Source organism: Phenylobacterium sp. LH3H17 (assembly GCF_024298925.1).
GTDB lineage: Bacteria > Pseudomonadota > Alphaproteobacteria > Caulobacterales > Caulobacteraceae > Phenylobacterium.
The window spans coordinates 101800-118917 of sequence record NZ_CP101283.1 but is presented as its reverse complement, the minus strand read 5'-3'; the positions used below and the strand labels follow the sequence as shown (position 1 = coordinate 118917).

The window sequence follows — 17118 nt, the reverse complement described above, 5'->3', positions numbered from 1 at the left end:
TATTCCCCTCGCCGAAAGACCGCGCCCCATGGCCACGCCGATCAAGAAAGTCGTCCTCGCCTATTCCGGCGGCCTCGACACCTCGATCATCCTGAAGTGGCTGCAGACCGAGTACGGGGCGGAGGTGGTGACCTTCACCGCCGACCTGGGCCAGGGCGAGGAGATCGAGCCCGCCCGGGCCAAGGCCCTGGCCGCCGGCGTCAAGCCGGAGAACATCTTCATCGAGGACGTGCGCGAGGAGTTCGTCCGCGACTTCGTCTTCCCGATGTTCCGCGCCAACACGGTCTATGAGGGCCAGTACCTGCTGGGCACCTCCATCGCCCGGCCTCTGATCGCCAAGCGGCAGATCGAGATCGCCCGCCAGACCGGCGCCGACGCCGTCAGCCACGGGGCGACCGGCAAGGGCAACGACCAGGTCCGCTTCGAGCTCGGCTATTACGCCCTGGAGCCCGACATCCACGTGATCGCCCCCTGGCGCGAGTGGGACTTCAAGAGCCGCGAGGCCCTGCTGGACTTCGCCGAGAAGCACCAGATCCAGATCACCAAGGACAAGCGCGGCGAGGCGCCCTTCAGCGTCGACGCCAACCTGCTGCACTCCTCCTCAGAGGGGAAGGTGCTGGAGGATCCGGCGGTCGAGGCGCCCGAGTTCGTGCACATGCGCACGATCGCCCCCGAGGACGCGCCGGACAAGCCGACCGTCTTCACCATGGACTTCGAGAAGGGCGACCCGATCGCCATCGACGGGGTGAAGATGAGCCCCGCCACGCTGCTGACCCGGCTCAACGATCTCGGTCACGACAACGGCGTCGGCCGCCTGGACCTCGTGGAGAACCGCTTCGTCGGCATGAAGTCACGCGGCGTCTACGAAACCCCCGGCGGCACCATCCTGCTGGCCGCCCACCGGGGCATCGAGTCCATCACCCTCGACCGCGGGTCCATGCACCTGAAGGACGAGCTGATGCCGAAGTACGCATCGCTGGTCTATAACGGTTTCTGGTTCGCCCCGGAGCGCGAGATGCTGCAGGCGGCCATCGACCACAGCCAGGCCATGGTCACCGGCCAGGTGCGGGTGAAGCTCTACAAGGGCAATGTCACCATTATCGGCCGCACCAGTCCCTACTCGCTGTACGACCAGGACCTGGTCACCTTCGAGGAAGGCAAGGTCGCCTACGACCACCGCGACGCGGCGGGCTTCATAAAGCTCAATGCGCTGCGCCTGCGCGTGGCCGCCAAGCGCGACCAGCGCATCAAGGGCTAACCGTCGAGCTTGTTGTAGGGATACTGGTCGCGGATCTCGAAGGCGAAGAACCGGCCCTTCGAATCCGCATCGACGAAGCTGCGGTGCACCTCGCCCGGCACGCCCACATAGACGTAGGCGTCGCCGTCGTGGAACGTCACGAACAGCTTCGCCCGCGCTTCGTCATAGCGGATGTCGCGGATAGCTTCGGACTCGACCTGCATGGCGGTCTCCCAACGTTCCGTGGACCGACCTTAAGAACGCATCGACTTGGCGGATTAGTTCCCTTTCCTCTGCGCGCCGTGGCAGTCTGCCGCAACGGCGAAGCTACCGCCGATGATTGTTCGGGGGAAAATCCATGCAACCACACGGCTATGTCGCGCTCGTCACCATCGCGGCGCTCCTCACCTATCTCTGGATGACGATCCGCGTCGGCCAGGCCCGGGCCAAGTGCGGGATCGCCGCCCCGGCCATGGTCGGCGACCCGCTGCTCGAGCGCACCATCCGGGTTCACTACAACACCCTGGAGGCCCTGCCGGTGTTCCTGGCGAGCCTCTGGCTGTTCGCCATCTACTGGAACGACATGGTCGCCGCGGGCCTGGGCGTGGTGTGGATCGTGGGCCGCATCGTCTATGCGCTCGGTTATTTCGCCGACCCCGGCAAGCGCGAGGCCGGCTTCATGATCCAGTTCACCGCCACCGCCATCCTGTTGTTCGGGGCCTTGGGTCGGATCGTCTGGTCGCTGGCGGTCGTGGGCGCCTAGCCGTCTCAATCTGCGACAGCAGCGCCAGGCAAGCGCCACTATAACGAGTGGCGCAATCCCGGGGTTTTTCACCGCCGGTGGCGCACGGAGGTGGGTCTCATGGCCGGAAGCCACCGGGCCTGGGCCTGGCCGTCTGCCGCGATCTGGCCCGCCTTATGGGCGGCGGCATCGCGGCCTGCTGCCGCCGAGGACAACGACGTCGACCAGCTGGCGCTCAAGACCCTGCTCATCGCCAACACCATGAACCACCAGCGGGCCGAGTAAGACGCCGCCGGCATCAACGGCCTGGTGGCCAAGCCCATCGAGATCGGCCGCCTCTTGGCGGGCCAGGTCTAGAGCAGCAGCGCCACGCCTTGCCAGATCGCCAGGCCGGTCACCAGCAGGCCGACGAACCAGGTCAGAGCCCGCAACGGCAGGACCTTCACCATCCAGCCGGCGACGGGCGCCGCGACGATCCCGCCGCCGATCAGGCCCAGGACCGACCACAGATACTGCTTCATGCCGCCCGACTGCCAATGGCCGCTGAGCAGAGCCGCGAGGAAGGTCGCTGAGATGGCGGCGGCGACGAAGGCCTCCGCCGCATTGGTTGTCCCGATGGCCTTGCGCGGCTCCGCGCCGGTCCCCAGCAGGGTCGAGGTCACCACCGGCCCCCAGCCGCCGCCGCCGACCGCGTCGAAGAACCCGCCGGCCAGGCCCAGTGGGAAGGGCGACTTCCAGGAGAACGGCTTGGGCCGCGCGCCCTTCCAGGCGCGATAGAGGATCACGACCCCCATCAGGCCCAGCCATCCGACGACGTAGGGCTTGATCAGGTCGCCGTCGATGGAGGTGAGCACGAAGGTGCCGACCACGCCGCCCAGCACCCCGCCCAGGGACAGCAGGAGCAGCAGCCGCCAGTCGACGTTGCGATGGGCGATGTGGGAGACGGCCGAGGCCGCGCCGGTGAAGACCTTGGCGGCGTGCACGCTGGCCGAGGCGGCCGCGGGCGGCACGCCATTGGCCAGCAGGACGGTGGTGGAGACCACGCCATAGGCCATGCCCAGCGCGCCATCGACGAGCTGGGCGGCGAAGCCGACGGCTGCGAACAACCAGAATTCCGGGCCCATCGTCCCTCCGTTCGATTTTGCAGGTCGCAGGTCTTCCGAACCTGGGCAATGGGGATTACCTGAGGGCGGCGCCAGCATCTCTGGGCTCCCTCCCCTCAAGCCCGGCCGAGACATGGACCTGCCCGTCGACCCCGCACGCTATGTCACCTTCCTGGGCGTCATGGCGGTCATGGCCATAACGCCGGGTCCCGCCAACCTGTTCGCCATCGCCACCGGCGCGCAGAAGGGCAAGGCCGCCGCCCTGACCGGCGTGCTCGGGATGAACAGCGCCACCCTGGTCTGGTTCGCCGCCGCGGCCCTGGGGCTGGGCGCCCTGATCCTGGCCTTCCCCCAGGTGTTCCACCTGCTGGCCTACGCCGGAGCGGCCTATATCGCCTGGCTGGGGATCAAGGCCCTGCTGGGAGCCTTTGGCAAGGACGCCGAACCGGGACACGGCGCCTTCAAGCAGGGCAAGTCGGCCTATCTGGACGGCTTCACCGTGCAGATCGCCAATCCCAAGGCCATCCTGTTCTTCACTGCGGTCCTGCCGCCCTTCCTCGATCCGCAGCGGCCCCTGGCGGCCCAACTCGCCGCCTTCGCCGCGGCGACCATCAGCATGGACGTGCTGTCCATGAGCGCCTACGGCCTGGGCGGGGCGGCCCTGGCGAGGCGGATGAGCGAGCCGCGATTCCGCCGGGGATTTTCGATCATGGTGGGCTTGCTTCTTCTCACCGCCGCCGTCCTGATGGCGGGCAAGGCGAGATAGTCGTGGCCCGACAAGCGCAACCACAATTAAGCCGATGTGTTTCCTTAAAAATCCCAGTGAGGGACATCTTTCAGGTGCGACAGCCATGACACGCAGAGCCGCCGCTATCGCCGCAAGCCTGGCCCTGGCGGGCCTGCTCAGCGCTTGCGCCACAGCCACCCCCTATCAACCCAACATCCCGGGACAGGCCGTCTCCGGCGGCTTCTCCGAACAGCGGCTGGAGAGCGACCGCTTCAAGGTCACGTTCGCCGGCAACAGCCTGACCTCCCGCGACACGGTCGAGGCCTATCTGCTGTACCGCGCCGCCGAGCTGACCGTGCAGCAGGGTTTCGACTGGTTCACCATCGTCGAACGCGACGTGGAGCGAGACCGGCGCACCTATGTCGAGCGCGACCCGTTCTATCGGCCCTGGTACGGCCCCTCCTACGGCTACTGGCGGCCGTACTGGCGCTATTACGGCGGCGGCTTCGGCTGGCGCACCTGGGACCCCTATTGGGGCGACCCGTTCTGGGCCGACCGCATGGACGTGCGCACGGTCGAGAAGTTCGAGGCCACCGCCGAGATCGTCATGCGCAGGGGCCCCAAGCCCGCCGACGACGCGCGCGCCTTCGACGCCCGCGGCGTGATGGACAATATCGGACCACGGGTCCTGCGGCCGGTCCCCAAGCCCTAGGCGGCCGCCCTCCATCCCAGGGCGACGCCGGACACCGCCGCCAGGGCGCGCAGGCGCTCGGCCAGGTGCTCGGCGCGCGCCTGGCTGAGGCCCGACACCTCCAGGCGGATGGAGACGCCGCCGCCCTCCTGGGTGGCGGTCATCTCGGCGATCTCCGCCCCCTGCACCGCGAACGGCCCCAGCACGCGCAGCAGCACGTCGCCGTCCCGCGCGGCCTCGATGAAGAAGGTCCGGCGTCCCGCCAGGCCTTCCGTCCATTTGAACGGGCTCCCGTCAGCCACGGCGACCGCCATAATCGCGTTTGAGCAGCAGGCGGCCGGCCTCGTCATAGGCGCTGAGCCGCAGGGCTCCGGCCTCGGTGGCCCAGATCAGTTCACGGCTGGGGCCTTGCGGCGGCCAGGTCAGGGCGCGCTCCACGGCCAGCAGGGTCTCGAGCGCTCCGCCGCCGCCGAGCGTCACCTCCAGGCGCGCGGTGTGCTCGAACAGGGCGTGGGAGACGAGTGTGCGCACGAAGCCGCGCACGGCGCTCCCGGCGTCGGGGTCACCCGATGAGGATGGGGATTGAGATAGGTCCTGGGGCATGGTTGTGGGTCCTTGTGATGAGGGTGTCGGGACCGACGGCGCGCAATAAAAAACCCCGCTGCCTGTGAAGGGAGCGGGGTTGCTGATCTTGCGATCCGTCGGCGGTTTTTAGGTCGCGCGCGTTCGCCCCGTTCCTGTGATGGGGATAATAATCATCATCATGGTTTTCGAGACGCAGCCGGCCGCACGCGCCGCGGGGCGCGTCGAGGTCGTCAGGCGTGGGTCGAAGGAAGCGCTCATGGCCGCCATGCTGATGAAGATCGCGCCAGCTCTATAGCCGAGATTGCGCGCGGCGGGCAATACGCGGCGCTTGACCCGCGCGGCCCGAGGCCTAGGCTGAGCGCTTACAACGTAAGGAGAAGGCGATGAGCGAGACCTCCAGCACGACGGCCGAACTGGTCCGCGAAGCGCCTGAAGTGATCTATGAGGCGGCCGACGGGATCGCCACGATCACCCTCAACCGCCCCGAGCGCCTGAACACGATTTCCGGCCCGATGCTGGCCCTGCTGACCCAACTGCTGATCAAGGCCAACGAGGACCCGGAGGTGCGGGTGGTGATCCTGACCGGGACCGGCCGGGCCTTCTGCGCGGGCCTGGACCTGGTGGGGGCCACCCAGGGCACGGGCATCGGCTCGGAGAGCCAGGCGGCGAACATCTCGGTCAATATCGACCTGCGCAACACCCCGCCCACCGTGCTGTTCGCCATGGACAAGCCGACCATCTGCGCGCTGAACGGCGCGGCGGCGGGCTACGGCATGGACACCGCCATGGGCTGCGACATCCGCATGATGGGCGAGAGCGCCAAGCTGGCCGCGGCCTTCGTCAAGCGCGGCGTCGTCCCGGAGTCGGGCGGCACCTGGATCCTCCCGCGGCTGATCGGCTGGTCGAAGGCCGCCGAGCTGATCTTTACCGGCCGCACCCTGTCGGCTCACCAGAGCCTGGACATGGGCCTGGCGACCCACGTGGTCCCCGACGCCGAGCTGATGACCCGGGCCCGCGAGCTGGCCGCCGAGATCGCCGCCAACGCGCCGCTGGCGGTGCAGTCGGCCAAGCGGCTGATGCGGATGGGCATGAACGAGACGTTCAACGACCACGTCCACCACGTCTATCTGCAATTCCTGCAGCTGATCCGCACCCAGGACTTCCGCGAGGGCATGGCCTCGTTCCTCGAGAAGCGCCCGCCGGACTTCAAGGCCCGCTGAGCCGAACGCAAAAAGCGGTCCCGAGGGACCGCTTTGATCGCTGCAACTTCCTGGAGGAAATTGGAGCGGGCGAAGAGATTCGAACTCTCGACCCCAACCTTGGCAAGGTTGTGCTCTACCACTGAGCTACGCCCGCAATCCGCGAGAGGCCGGATGACCGGCCGCCCGAAAATCGAGAGCGGGCTTATGGCAGAGGGTCGGGGCCTTTGCAACACCCCTCCTCCCCAAATCCGGCCTAGGTGAATCTGGGAGCCTTCAGCCGGCGCTTGTTCACGTGGTCCTTGGGCGGCTCGGCGATCTCCTCCGGGAACTCGCCCTTGAAGTAGAACCGCTGCCAGGCCTCCTTGGTGGCGTCCGGATCGGCGCGGAAGATGCGCTTGTTGAACTCGCTGCGGTGCTTCTCCCAGGTGTCGTACTGCTCGCGCAGTTCGGGGTTGCGCGCCATCGGCTTGATCACCGGCTGGAACTCGGCGAGCTGGCGGTCCTGGGTCAGGGTGATGAAGCAGAACGGCTCGCCCTTCTCGAAGCGCACCTTGCCCGGCCGGGTGAAGATCCAGTTCATCGTGAAGGGGAAGGGCAGCCAGTCGGTCTCCACCAGGCCGGCCAGGGGCTGGATGCCGTCCTTGATATGGTTGGGCGGCCCCTGGGCGATCATCGACCAGCCGGGCGGGGTGCGGAACAGATAGCCCGGGTGGAAGGTGAGGACCCCGTGGCTGAAATGGGTCTTCACGAAATTGTGGAAGTCCGGATTGGGCCGGTCGGACGTGAGCTTGATGTCTTCCTGCATCAGGCCGCCGTTCCATTCGGCGGTGAAGGCCATGGGGCAGAGGATCTCCCACCCGGTGGTGTTGGCCATGCTGAGCGGCAGGCAGCGATAGGGGTGGCGGTCCGAGAACCGGTCCATCCAGGCGCGTTGCGGGCGGCCGGGCACGATTTCCGGCGGGCGCTCGGCGGTGGGGTAGCACTCGAGCTCCATGGGGCTCCTCCAGCAGACTGAAGATCAGGTCTAGAGCGGCTGTCGCGCCCGCGTCCAGTTCGCTAATCAGGAGATCATGAAAACCCGCGCCGACCTCTTCGCCTTCTTCGACGCCCATGGCATCGATCACGCCACCGTCGAGCACCAGGCGGTGTTCCGGGTGGGCGAGGCGCCGGGCCTGAAGGACGACATCGAGGGCGCCCACACCAAGAACCTGTTCCTGAAGGACGCCAAGGGCCGGCTGTGGCTGATCTCGGCCCATGAGCACGCCCAGATCGACCTCAAGCGCCTGCACACGGTGATCGGCTCGGCTCGGCTGTCGTTCGGCAATGCCGAGCTGATGGCGCAGACCCTGGGCGTCACGCCGGGATCGGTCACCGCCTTCGCCCTGGTCAACGACACGGACCGCACCGTGACCTTCGTCCTGGACAAGACCTTGGCCGCGGCCGACCGCGTGAACTTCCACCCTTTGGAGAACACCGCCACCACCGGGGTGTCCAGGGCGGGCTTCCGCCGGTTCCTCGAGGTCCTGGGGATCACCCCCCTCGTGGTGGACTTTGCGGCCATGTCGATCGCCCTCGACGCCTAGCGGCGTTGAAGAGCGCGCCGGAAGGGACCATTTTAGCCGCCAGGCGCGTTGTGGCCTGGGAAGAGACAAGACGGGAAACACCCCTATGAGCCTGATCGGCGAAACCGCGCCCCATGCCGCCGCCGACCTGATCAAGGACGGAACCGACGCCAGCTTCATGGCCGACGTGATCGAGGCCTCCAACGACACACCGGTGATCGTCGATTTCTGGGCGACCTGGTGCGGCCCCTGCCGCCAGCTGGGCCCCTCGATCGAGAAGGCCGTCCTGGCCGCCAAGGGCAAGGTCAAGCTGGTCAAGGTCGACATCGACAAGAACCCGCAGTTCGCCGGTCAGCTGAGGGTGCAGTCGATCCCCGCGGTGTTCGCCTTCGTGGGCGGCAAGCCGGTGGACGGCTTCATGGGCGCCCTGCCCGACAGCCAGGTGAAGCAGTTCGTCGACCGCATCGCCGGCCAGGCCCCGGCCAACGAGACCGACGAGTTGCTGGCCATGGCCAAGGAGTCGCTGGATGTCGGCGACGTCGGCGGCGCGGCCCAGGCCTACGCCCAGGTGCTGCAGGCCGATCCGGCCAATGTGAAGGCGCTTGGCGGCCTGGCCCGCTGCTATCTCGCCGGCGGCGATTCGGAGCGCGCCAAGGAGATCGCCGCCATGGCGCCGCCCGAGGCCAGGGATCCCGATCTCGACAGCGTCCGGGCCGCCCTCGCGCTCGCCGAGGAGGCGCCCGCCGAGACCACCGAGTTCGAGCAGCGCCTGGCCAGGGACGCGAACGACCACGAGGCCCGCTACGAGATCGCCAAGGCCCTGGCCGGCCGCGGGGCCTGGGCCCAGGCCAGCGACCACCTGCTGCACATCATCGCCGCCGACCGCACCTGGAACGAGGACGCGGCCCGCAAGCAGCTGATCACCATCTTCGAGGCCGCCGGGGCCGGCTCCGACATCACCCGGACGGGGCGGCGCCGGCTATCCTCGATTCTGTTCTCGTGAGGCTGAAGATGTCTGGCGCGCCCTATCGCCGAGCCTCCGACCTGCCCCAGGTCATCCCCGTCTTCCCGCTGGACGGCGCCATGCTGCTGCCCGGCGGCGACCTGCCGCTGCAGATCTTCGAGCCGCGCTATCTCAACATGATCGACGACGTCATGGCCGGCGACCGGATGATCGGCATGGTCCAGACCCGGGCCGGCGGCGAGCGGGCGCGGCCGAACCTGGCCAATGTCGGCTGCGCCGGGCGGATCACCAGCTTCTCGGAAACGTCCGACGGCCGCTACCTGATCACCCTGACCGGGATCTGCCGCTTCGCGGTGGGCGAGGAGGTGCCGGTCCGCACCCCCTATCGCCAGGTCCGGGCGGCCTTCGAGCCCTTCGCCGAGGACACGGCCGACGAAGAGGCTGACATCCCGGCCTTCGACCGTCGCCGGTTCGCCGCGGCGCTTAAGCGCTACCTGAACCGCCGCGAGCTGGACATCGACTGGGAGACCGCCGAGTCCGCGCCGCTGGAGGCCCTGGTCACCAGCCTGGCCATGGGCCTGCCCTTCGAGCCCGCCGAGAAGCAGGCCCTGCTGGAGGCGCCCGGCATGCTGGAGCGCTGCGACGCGCTCACCGCCCTGCTGGAGATCGATTCCCTGGAGGGCGACGATGACGAGCCGCACTCGATGCAGTAGAGGTCGCCCATGACCTCCTCCGTGCCCCTCTCCCTGACCGTCGAGGTTGATCCGCGCCTGCTGGAGGTGCTGGTCTGCCCGGTGACCCACGGCCCCCTGACCTATGACCGCAAGGCCGGCGAACTGATCTCCAAGGGCGCCAAGCTCGCCTATCCGATCCGCGACGGCGTGCCGATCATGCTCCCGGAAGAGGCCCGCGAGATCGGCTGAACTTCAGATCCTCCCCCAGCGCGCAGCGCGGATTGGGGGAGGTGGCGCGTCGCCCCCTTCGGCGACGTGACGGAGGGGGCTGAATCCCAAAAACAAGGGTCAATGTCCCCTCAGTCACCTGCGGTGACATCTCCCCCAGAGGGGGAGCATCTGGGTTTTCAGCTACAGGGCCTCGCCGCGCAGCAGCCTTGGCAAATCCCCGAGCGCGCCGCCGGCGTCATGCATGAAGAACCTTCGCGCCGGGGCGATGCGGTTCACCGCCGCCATGCCAGCGCCGCGCGCCAGCCGCAGAAGCGGGTGGTCGTTGGAGAACAGGCGGGTGAAGACGTCGGTGGCGGCGGCCAGCATCACGGTGTCGAAATTTCGCCAGCGGGCGTAGCGCTCCAGCACCAGCTCCGAGCCGATGTCCTCGCCCAGGCGTGAGGCCTCCACCAGCACCTCAGCCAGGGCCGCCGCGCCCTTCAGGCCCAGGTTCAGCCCCTGGCCGGCGATCGGGTGGATGCCGTGGGCCGCGTCGCCCAGCAGGGCCGCCCTCGGACCGGTCAGCCGCTCGGCCAGCTGCAGCGACAGGGGGTAGCTGAACACCGGCCCGTCCAGGGTCGCCTCACCCAGATAATCGCCGAACCGGCGTTGCAGGTGGGCGTGGAACACCTCAGGCCGCGCGGACTTCAGCGCCGCGGCGCGGGCTGTGGGCTCGGTCCAGACCAGGCTCGCGCGGTCGTCGGTCAACGGCAGGATGGCGAAGGGGCCGCCCGGCAGGAAATATTCGTGGGCCACACCCAGATGGGGTCTGGCCAGGCGCACGGTGGCCACGACTCCGGTCTGCGCATAGTCCCAGCCGACCACGCCGATCCCGGCCGCGCGGCGCACCACCGAACCGCGCCCCTCGGCGCCCACCACCAGCGGCGCGGTCAGCACCTGGCCATCGTCCAGGGTGACCCGGGCGGCGCGGGGGTCGAAGTCGACGGAGGCGACCTTGGCCGGGGCCAGGACCCTGATCCCGGCCCGGCCCACGGCGGCGGCCAGGGCGGCGCGGGTGCGGCGGTTCTCCAGCATGTAGCCCAGGGGCTCGCCCTCCGAGCGCTCGGCGATCTCTCCGGAGTCGAACCGCAGGTAGAAGGGGCTCGGCCCGCCGGCCGCGGCGCCCGGCGAGGAGCCGTCGGTGACCAGGATCTGCTCGATCCGCTGGGCGTGGGGTTCGATGTCGGCGGCCAGGCCCAGCGTCCGCCACTGGCGGAAGGCGGCGAAGGCGATGGCTGAGGCGCGCCCGTCGAAGGTGGGCGCCAGCTGGGCGTCGAAGACGATGGGATCGATCAGGATCGGAGTCAGGCCGCCGCTCTTCAGCGCCAGGGCCAGGGTCGCGCCCGCCATGCCCGCGCCGGCGATGATCACGTCCGCGTCGTACGTCTCAGCCATGGGCCGATATGCCGATGTTCAGGGGCCGGCGCCAAGCGGGTTGATTTTTAGACTAATCCGTCCACTTTAAGTATGGCGCATTACCGCGCCCGGGCCTTGGGCCCGCGGCCAATTTTTGACCTTCGTCTGTTTGACCCTTTTCGAGCTCTCCGATGCCCCTTCCGAAGAACCTCGTCCCCATCGCCGCGGCGTCCCTGGTCGCGGTCGTCGTCATCGTGGGCGGCAGCGTGTGGTGGTTCGATAAACAGAAGCACGAGAGCACCGACAACGCCTTCGTGGAGGCCGACAAGGTCACGGTGGCGCCCCAGGTCGACGGCTATGTCGCCGAGGTGCTGGTGGGCGACAACGCCCGGGTCGCCGCCGGTCAGGTCGTGGTCCGGCTGGACGCCGCGCCGTTGAGGGCGCGCCTGGCCCAGGCCGAAGCCAACGCCGCGGCCCTGGACGCCGCCGTGCGCGGGGTGGACGACAAGGCGCGGCTGGAACAGGCCATGATCGCCCAGAAAGCCGCCGGCGTGCAGAGCGCCGACGCCCAGGCCCTGATGGCCCAGTCGGAACTCGCCCGCTATGGGGCGCTCGCCAACCAGGGCTGGGTCTCGCCCCAGCGCGCCCAATCCGCCCACGCCGCGGCCAGCCAGGCCACAGCCGGCGTCGCCGAGGCTCGCGCCACGCTGGAAGCCGAGCGCCGCACCGCCGCCTCCCTGGGCTCGGCCCGCGCCCAGACCCTGGCCCAGGCCCAGGCGGCGCACGCCGCCGTCGATCAGGCGCGGATCGACCTCGATCGCACCGAGATCCGCGCGCCGGTGGCTGGCGTGATCGGCGCCCGCGCCGTCCGCGCCGGCCAGTATGTGCGGCCGGGCTCGGCCCTGATGAGCGTGGTGCCGCTGGGCAAGGCCTATGTGGTGGCCAACTTCAAGGAGACCCAGGTCTCGCGACTGCGCATCGGCCAGCCGGTGACCATCCGCGCCGACGCCTTCGGCAAGCAGGCCATCTCTGGGCGCATCGACAGCTTCGCCCCGGCCACCGGCTCGGAATTCGCCATGATCCCGGTGGAGAACGCCGTCGGCAACTTCACCAAGATCGCCCAGCGCCTGCCGGTGAAGATCGTGGTCGATCCCAAATCGCCCCTGGCCGGCGCCCTGCGGCCGGGCCTCTCGGTCCAGGTCAAGGTCGACGTCACCGCCGACACCGGCCCCAGCTTCGCCGAGACCAGCGCCGCGCCGCAATTCGCCCGCCACGGCGTCTCCCGCTAGCCGTCCCATGCGCCCCGAAGCCCTGCCCCACGGAGCCCACGACGCCGACCCCCTGGTGCGTCACCGCAAGCCGTCCGGCGAGGTCAACTGGACCGCCGTCTTCCTGGGCTTCGGCGGCATGGTGCTGGGCCAGTTCATGGCCGTGCTCGACATCCAGATCGTCGCGGCCTCGCTTTCGCAGATCCAGGCCGGGATCGGCGCCACCGCCGACGAGATCAGCTGGGTGCAGACCAGCTATCTGCTGGCCGAGGTCGTGATCATCCCGCTCACCGCCTACCTCTCGAAGATGTGGAGCACCCGGACGGTCTATGTCTGGGCCTGCGGCGCCTTCATCGTCACCTCGGTGATGACCGGTTTCTCGACCAATATCGAGATGATGATCCTGACCCGCACCCTGCAGGGCCTGGCGGCGGGCGCGATGATACCGGCCGCCTTCGCCACGGCCATGACGGTCTTTCCTCAGGAGCAGCGGGTCACGGCCAATGTGGTGTTCGGCCTTGTGGTGACGCTCGCGCCCACGGTCGGACCGACCCTCGGCGGCCACCTGACCGACGCCCTCTCCTGGCACTGGCTGTTCTTCATCAACGTCCCCGTCGGGCTGGTGGTGATGTTCCTGGTCTCGCGCTACGCCGACTTCGACCGGGGCGATCCGCGCCTGGGCAGCGGCATCGACTGGCTGGGGCTGGTGCTGATGACTGTGGCCCTGCTCTCCATGCAGTATGTGCTGGAGGAAGGCGCCAGCGAGAGCTGGTTCGACGACGAGCTGATCCTGGGCCTGACCGTGCTGGCCGTCATCACCGGGGTGAGCTTCATCCTGCGCGAGCTCAACTACCGACAGCCCATCGTCTCGCTGAAGCCGTTCCAGGACCGCAACTTCGCCCTGGGCGCGGTGATGAACTTCGTGGCCGGCGCGGGGCTGTTCGGCGGCACCTTCATCCTGCCGCTCTTCCTGGGCCAGGTGCTGCGCTACAACGCCGCCGAGGTGGGGACCACCATGCTGGTCTCCGGCCTGGTCATGTTCGCCATGGCGCCGGTGGCGGGCCGCATGGTGCGGGCGCTGGACGCCCGCATTCCCCTTGTGGTGGGCTTCGGCGTCACCGCCTACGGGATCGGCCTGGGCTCTCACGTCACCGCCGACTGGGGGTTCTGGGACTTCGCCCTGCTGCAGGTCTTCCGCGGCATGGGGGTGATGACCGCGATGATCGCCGCCTCCCAACTCTCGGTCTCGACCCTGCCGCCCTCGATGATGAAGGACGCCTCGGGGCTGGTGAACCTTGTGCGAAATGTCGGCGGGGCGGTGGGCATGGCCGTGCTGACCACGGTGCTCAGTCACCAGACCGCCGTCCATCTGGGCGAGCTGTCGGCGGCGGTGACCAGCGCCAGCCCGGCGGCCCAGGGCATGGTGGAGGGCCTGACCGGCATGATGAGGGAGCGCGGCATGGCCGACCCCGAGGGCGCGGCGAACAAGGCGCTCGGCATGATGCTGCGGCGGGAGGCTAGCGTCATGGGCTTCGCCGACGGCTTCGCCTTCCTCGCCCTGGCCTGCGCGGCCGCTGCGGCGCTGGGGATCCTGGCCAAGCCGGCCAAGGCCCCGCCCGTGCCCGCGGCTGGGCGCTGATGCCGCGCGTCGCCGGACAGATCGACCCGGCCAAGACCGAGGCGATCCTCGACGCCGCCGCCGAGGTGTTCGGCGAGCGCGGGCTGTCGGCCTCCATGGACCTGGTCGCCCGCCGCGCCGGGGTCTCCAAGCAGACCGTCTACAACCGCTATGGCTCCAAGGCCGAGCTGATGCGCGCCATGGTCGACCGTCGGGTGGCCGAGATCACCGCCCCGCTGGTGGTCCCCGGCGCGCAGGAGCATCCCGAGGAGGCGCTGGCCGCCTTCGGCCGCGTGATGATCGAGGCGGTGCTGAAACCCCGCGGGGCCTCCATACTGCGCATGACCGTGCAGGGCGCCGCGGAGATGCCCGACTTGGCCCGGGCCTTCTACGAGGCCGGCCCCGTCACCTCCCGCCGTCGCCTGGCGCGGTTCCTGGAGCTCGAGACCGCCGCCGGTCGAATCGCCGTCGACGATCCGGCCCTGGCGGCCGAGTTCTTCGCCGGCATGGTCATCGGCGTGCACCAGATCGCCCACCTGCTCGGCGCCGGCAGCGACCTGGAGGCCGGCGAGATCGACCGCATCGCCTGCGAGGCGGCGCGGCGGTTCATGAAGGCCTATGCGGACTAGCCTTCTTCGTCCTCGGTGAAGCCCATCATGTGGAAGCCGGCGTCCACATGGATCAGCTCGCCGGTGGTCGAGCGGCCGAGGTCCGACAGCAGCCACAAGGCCGCGCCGGCGACGCCTTCCATCGACGTGTCCTGCTTCATGGCAGAGAGGTCGCGACCCTTGGCCAGCATGCCCTTGCCGCCGGAGATCCCGGCCAGGGACAGGGTGCGCATGGCGCCGGGCGACAACGCGTTGACACGAATGCCCTTCGGACCAAGGTCGCGGGCCACATAGCGGCTTGCGGCCTCCAGGGCGGCCTTGGCCACCCCCATGGTGTTGTAGTTCGGGATCGCCCGCTCCGAGCCCATATAGGTCAGGCAGATGATGGAGCCGCCGTTGGGCATCAGCTTCTCGGCGCGCCGGGCGCAGTCGACGAAGCTGTAGGCCGAGATGTCCATGGCCTGCAGGAAGCCCTCGCGGCTGGCGTTGTCCACGAACGACCCCTTGATCTGGTCGCGCGGGGCGTAGGCGATGGCGTGGACGAAGAAATCGATGGTCCCGAAGGCCTTCTCGACGGCCGCGAAGGCCGCGTCCATCTGGTCGTCCTGGGTCACGTCCACCGGCACGATGACCTTCACCCCGATGCTCTCGCCCAGCGGCTGCACTCGGCGCTCCATGCCCGGCAGGTGGAAGAGGGCCATCTCGGCGCCCTGGGCGGCGAGCTGCGAGGCGATGCCCCAGGCGATGGAGTCATGATTGGCCACGCCGATCACGACGCCCCTCTTGCCCTTCATCAGCTCGCCCGTGGGCAAGTCCCAGCCGTCCTTGGCCATGCGCGTCTCCCTCGCGTTTTTTCGAGCAGGTTTGTGAACTCGCGCGTTCAGGCGCGCAAGCGGCAACCAGGGCCGGTCGACGACTCTGGTCGTGGCGCCTCCGAAGCCCTAGCCTCGCAATTCGACCATTCGGCGTAGTGCGGAGCATGTCGATGACAGTAGCAAGCCTCACCTTGGGAGCATCGGTTCCAGGCCAGGAGGATTTTGAGATTTCCCTGGAGATTGGCGCGCCCTACCTCGACCAATCGAGGGCGTGGCGGTGTCCAGTGTCACTGCGCCCCCTCTATGCCAAGCTGTCTGACATCACGGGAGAAAACTCGTTTCAAGCCCTGTGCCTTGCGATCGCCTTAGCGCAGGACCTACTGCACGATTTTGTCGAGAAAGGCGGATCTCTAACATCAGATGGCGAAGAGTTTCCGCTCGATGCGTACTCGATGAAGTGGCAGCGGGAAGGGCGGTCCTAAACCCGCGCCATCACCAGGCAGCCGTTGGTGCCGCCGAAGCCGAAGCTGTTGGACATCACGGTCTGAAGCTCCACGTCCTTGCGCTCGAGAAGGATCGGCAGGTCGGCGAACTCCGGATCGAGGTTTTCGATGTGGGCGCTCTTGGCCGCGAAGCCGTTGTTGAGCATCAGCAGCGAATAGATCGCCTCCTGCGCGCCGGCCGCCCCCAGGCTGTGGCCAGTGAGCGACTTGGTGGACGAGATCAGCGGCGGCTTGGCGCCGAACACCTCGCGCACCGCGCCCATCTCCTTGGAGTCACCCACCGGCGTGGAGGTGCCGTGCGGGTTCAGATAGTCGATGGTCCGATTGCCGGCGCCTTCGAGGGCCAGTCGCATGCAGCGCACCGCGCCCTCGCCCGAGGGGGCGACCATGTCGAAGCCGTCGGAATTCGCGGCGTAGCCGACGATCTCGCCATAGATCTTGGCCCCGCGGGCCTTGGCGTGCTCGTACTCCTCCAGCACCACGATCCCGGCCCCGCCGGCGATCACGAAGCCGTCGCGGGCCACGTCATAGGCGCGGCTGGCGGTGGAGGGCCGGTCGTTGAAGTTGGAGCTCATGGCGCCCATGGCGTCGAATAGCACCGACAGGGTCCAGTCCAGCTCCTCGGTCCCGCCGGCGAAGACGATGTCCTGCTTGCCCATCAGGATCTGCTCGTAGCCCGAGCCGATGCAGTGGGTGGAGGTGGCGCAGGCCGAGGAGATCGAGAAGTTCAGGCCCTTGATCTTGAACCAGGTGGAGAGCGTCGCCGAGGCGCCGGAGCTCATGGCCTTGGGCACCGCGAAGGGGCCGACCCGCTTGGGGCCGCGTTCCTTGGCGATGTGGGCCGCCTCGACGATCGCCTTGGTGGACGGTCCGCCCGAGCCGACGATCAGGCCGGTGCGCACGTTGGAGACCTGCGCCTCCTCCAGGCCGGAATCGGCGATGGCCTGTTCCATGGCGATGTGGCCGAAGGCCGTGCCCTGGGCCAGGAACCGGGCGGCGCGGCGGTCGACCATGCTCTCCCACTCGATGGCGGGCGCGGCATGGACCTGGGAGCGGAAGCCCAGCTCGGCATATTCCGGCGCGGCGCTCACGCCCGACTTGGCCTCGCGCAGCGAGGCCAGGACCTCGTTGGCGTTGTTTCCGATCGAGGAGACGATTCCGATCCCGGTGACGACGACGCGGCGCATGCTACG

The 17118-nt window shown here is 68.6% G+C and carries 22 protein-coding genes and 1 tRNA gene; 14 read left to right on the top strand and 9 right to left on the bottom strand.

Features of this window, described 5'->3' with window-relative positions; genetic code table 11:
- The first annotated feature begins 28 nt into the window (after nucleotides 1-28).
- Complete coding sequence (locus M9M90_RS00635; RefSeq protein WP_254835238.1) at nucleotides 29-1258, top strand: argininosuccinate synthase; 1230 nt, start codon at nucleotides 29-31, stop codon at nucleotides 1256-1258.
- On the opposite strand, the gene M9M90_RS00630 is transcribed toward M9M90_RS00635, so the two are convergent.
- The gene (locus M9M90_RS00630; RefSeq protein WP_254835237.1) at nucleotides 1255-1461 is read right to left on the bottom strand and encodes a KTSC domain-containing protein; all 207 of its coding nucleotides are present in this window, start codon (nucleotides 1459-1461) and stop codon (nucleotides 1255-1257) included. The two genes, M9M90_RS00635 and M9M90_RS00630, sit on opposite strands and share 4 nt — an antisense overlap.
- 134 nt (nucleotides 1462-1595) lie before the next feature.
- Here M9M90_RS00630 and M9M90_RS00625 point away from each other — a divergent pair, with 134 nt between their 5' ends.
- On the top strand, nucleotides 1596-2000 hold the full coding sequence (locus M9M90_RS00625) for an MAPEG family protein (protein WP_254835236.1): 405 nt from the start codon (nucleotides 1596-1598) through the stop codon (nucleotides 1998-2000).
- A 99-nt stretch (nucleotides 2001-2099) separates the two neighbouring features.
- Nucleotides 2100-2264 (top strand): hypothetical protein, encoded by a 165-nt coding sequence (locus tag M9M90_RS00620; RefSeq protein WP_254835235.1) that lies wholly within the window; start codon nucleotides 2100-2102, stop codon nucleotides 2262-2264.
- Between the two features lie 68 nt (nucleotides 2265-2332).
- Here M9M90_RS00620 and M9M90_RS00615 read toward each other — a convergent pair whose 3' ends face one another.
- Nucleotides 2333-3103, bottom strand: coding sequence for a sulfite exporter TauE/SafE family protein (locus M9M90_RS00615; RefSeq protein ID WP_254835234.1), 771 nt, complete (start codon nucleotides 3101-3103; stop codon nucleotides 2333-2335).
- Nucleotides 3104-3215: 112 nt separating this feature from the next.
- Here M9M90_RS00615 and M9M90_RS00610 point away from each other — a divergent pair, with 112 nt between their 5' ends.
- Together M9M90_RS00610 and M9M90_RS00605 are read left to right on the top strand one after the other, a co-directional pair.
- Entirely contained in the window at nucleotides 3216-3848 is a 633-nt protein-coding gene (locus M9M90_RS00610; RefSeq protein WP_254835233.1) for a LysE family translocator, read from the top strand.
- 85 nt (nucleotides 3849-3933) lie between these two features.
- Nucleotides 3934-4521, top strand: a complete 588-nt coding sequence (locus M9M90_RS00605; protein ID WP_254835232.1) for a hypothetical protein — start codon at nucleotides 3934-3936, stop codon at nucleotides 4519-4521.
- Here the strand turns inward: M9M90_RS00605 and M9M90_RS00600 are convergent.
- Both M9M90_RS00600 and M9M90_RS00595 read right to left on the bottom strand, forming a co-directional pair.
- A complete protein-coding gene (locus M9M90_RS00600) occupies nucleotides 4518-4802 on the bottom strand; it encodes a hypothetical protein (RefSeq protein ID WP_254835231.1) in 285 nt (94 codons plus the stop codon). The two genes, M9M90_RS00605 and M9M90_RS00600, sit on opposite strands and share 4 nt — an antisense overlap.
- Nucleotides 4795-5103, bottom strand: coding sequence for a hypothetical protein (locus M9M90_RS00595; RefSeq protein WP_254835230.1), 309 nt, complete (start codon nucleotides 5101-5103; stop codon nucleotides 4795-4797). The genes M9M90_RS00600 and M9M90_RS00595 overlap by 8 nt, the downstream gene beginning before the upstream one ends.
- A gap of 365 nt (nucleotides 5104-5468) precedes the next feature.
- Here M9M90_RS00595 and M9M90_RS00590 point away from each other — a divergent pair, with 365 nt between their 5' ends.
- On the top strand, nucleotides 5469-6305 hold the full coding sequence (locus tag M9M90_RS00590) for an enoyl-CoA hydratase/isomerase family protein (RefSeq protein WP_254835229.1): 837 nt from the start codon (nucleotides 5469-5471) through the stop codon (nucleotides 6303-6305).
- 61 nt (nucleotides 6306-6366) lie between these two features.
- On the opposite strand, the gene M9M90_RS00585 is transcribed toward M9M90_RS00590, so the two are convergent.
- Together M9M90_RS00585 and M9M90_RS00580 are read right to left on the bottom strand one after the other, a co-directional pair.
- Nucleotides 6367-6441: transfer RNA gene (locus M9M90_RS00585), tRNA-Gly, on the bottom strand.
- A 99-nt stretch (nucleotides 6442-6540) separates the two neighbouring features.
- Nucleotides 6541-7281 (bottom strand): DUF6065 family protein, encoded by a 741-nt coding sequence (locus M9M90_RS00580; protein ID WP_254835228.1) that lies wholly within the window; start codon nucleotides 7279-7281, stop codon nucleotides 6541-6543.
- A gap of 76 nt (nucleotides 7282-7357) precedes the next feature.
- Here M9M90_RS00580 and M9M90_RS00575 point away from each other — a divergent pair, with 76 nt between their 5' ends.
- The 4 genes from M9M90_RS00575 to M9M90_RS00560 all read left to right on the top strand — a co-directional run bounded on the left by M9M90_RS00575 (nucleotide 7358) and on the right by M9M90_RS00560 (nucleotide 9736).
- Nucleotides 7358-7870, top strand: a complete 513-nt coding sequence (locus M9M90_RS00575) for a prolyl-tRNA synthetase associated domain-containing protein (protein WP_254835227.1) — start codon at nucleotides 7358-7360, stop codon at nucleotides 7868-7870.
- Between the two features lie 85 nt (nucleotides 7871-7955).
- Nucleotides 7956-8852 (top strand): co-chaperone YbbN, encoded by an 897-nt coding sequence (locus tag M9M90_RS00570; RefSeq protein WP_254835226.1) that lies wholly within the window; start codon nucleotides 7956-7958, stop codon nucleotides 8850-8852.
- Between the two features lie 8 nt (nucleotides 8853-8860).
- Complete coding sequence (locus M9M90_RS00565) at nucleotides 8861-9526, top strand: LON peptidase substrate-binding domain-containing protein (RefSeq protein ID WP_254835225.1); 666 nt, start codon at nucleotides 8861-8863, stop codon at nucleotides 9524-9526.
- Between the two features lie 9 nt (nucleotides 9527-9535).
- On the top strand, nucleotides 9536-9736 hold the full coding sequence (locus tag M9M90_RS00560) for a Trm112 family protein (RefSeq protein ID WP_254835224.1): 201 nt from the start codon (nucleotides 9536-9538) through the stop codon (nucleotides 9734-9736).
- Nucleotides 9737-9898: 162 nt separating this feature from the next.
- On the opposite strand, the gene M9M90_RS00555 is transcribed toward M9M90_RS00560, so the two are convergent.
- On the bottom strand, nucleotides 9899-11152 hold the full coding sequence (locus M9M90_RS00555) for a UbiH/UbiF/VisC/COQ6 family ubiquinone biosynthesis hydroxylase (protein WP_254835223.1): 1254 nt from the start codon (nucleotides 11150-11152) through the stop codon (nucleotides 9899-9901).
- A gap of 152 nt (nucleotides 11153-11304) precedes the next feature.
- Between M9M90_RS00555 and M9M90_RS00550 the strand changes: the two genes are divergently transcribed.
- From M9M90_RS00550 to M9M90_RS00540, 3 genes are read left to right on the top strand one after another with little or no spacing between them, the layout of a single operon-like run.
- Nucleotides 11305-12402 carry an HlyD family secretion protein gene (locus M9M90_RS00550; RefSeq protein ID WP_254835222.1) on the top strand — a complete coding sequence of 366 codons (1098 nt, stop codon included), beginning with the start codon at nucleotides 11305-11307 and terminating at the stop codon, nucleotides 12400-12402.
- Between the two features lie 7 nt (nucleotides 12403-12409).
- On the top strand, nucleotides 12410-14020 hold the full coding sequence (locus tag M9M90_RS00545) for a DHA2 family efflux MFS transporter permease subunit (RefSeq protein WP_254835221.1): 1611 nt from the start codon (nucleotides 12410-12412) through the stop codon (nucleotides 14018-14020).
- On the top strand, nucleotides 14020-14628 hold the full coding sequence (locus tag M9M90_RS00540; RefSeq protein WP_254835220.1) for a TetR/AcrR family transcriptional regulator: 609 nt from the start codon (nucleotides 14020-14022) through the stop codon (nucleotides 14626-14628). The genes M9M90_RS00545 and M9M90_RS00540 overlap by 1 nt, the downstream gene beginning before the upstream one ends.
- On the opposite strand, the gene M9M90_RS00535 is transcribed toward M9M90_RS00540, so the two are convergent.
- On the bottom strand, nucleotides 14625-15440 hold the full coding sequence (locus tag M9M90_RS00535; RefSeq protein WP_254835219.1) for an enoyl-ACP reductase: 816 nt from the start codon (nucleotides 15438-15440) through the stop codon (nucleotides 14625-14627). The two genes, M9M90_RS00540 and M9M90_RS00535, sit on opposite strands and share 4 nt — an antisense overlap.
- Before the next feature lie 152 nt (nucleotides 15441-15592).
- On the opposite strand from M9M90_RS00535, the gene M9M90_RS00530 reads away from it, so the two are divergent.
- Nucleotides 15593-15904 carry a hypothetical protein gene (locus tag M9M90_RS00530; protein ID WP_254835218.1) on the top strand — a complete coding sequence of 104 codons (312 nt, stop codon included), beginning with the start codon at nucleotides 15593-15595 and terminating at the stop codon, nucleotides 15902-15904.
- Here the strand turns inward: M9M90_RS00530 and fabB are convergent.
- Entirely contained in the window at nucleotides 15901-17112 is a 1212-nt protein-coding gene (gene fabB / locus M9M90_RS00525; protein ID WP_254835217.1) for a beta-ketoacyl-ACP synthase I, read from the bottom strand. The genes M9M90_RS00530 and fabB overlap by 4 nt on opposite strands.
- Nucleotides 17113-17118: the final 6 nt, after the last annotated feature.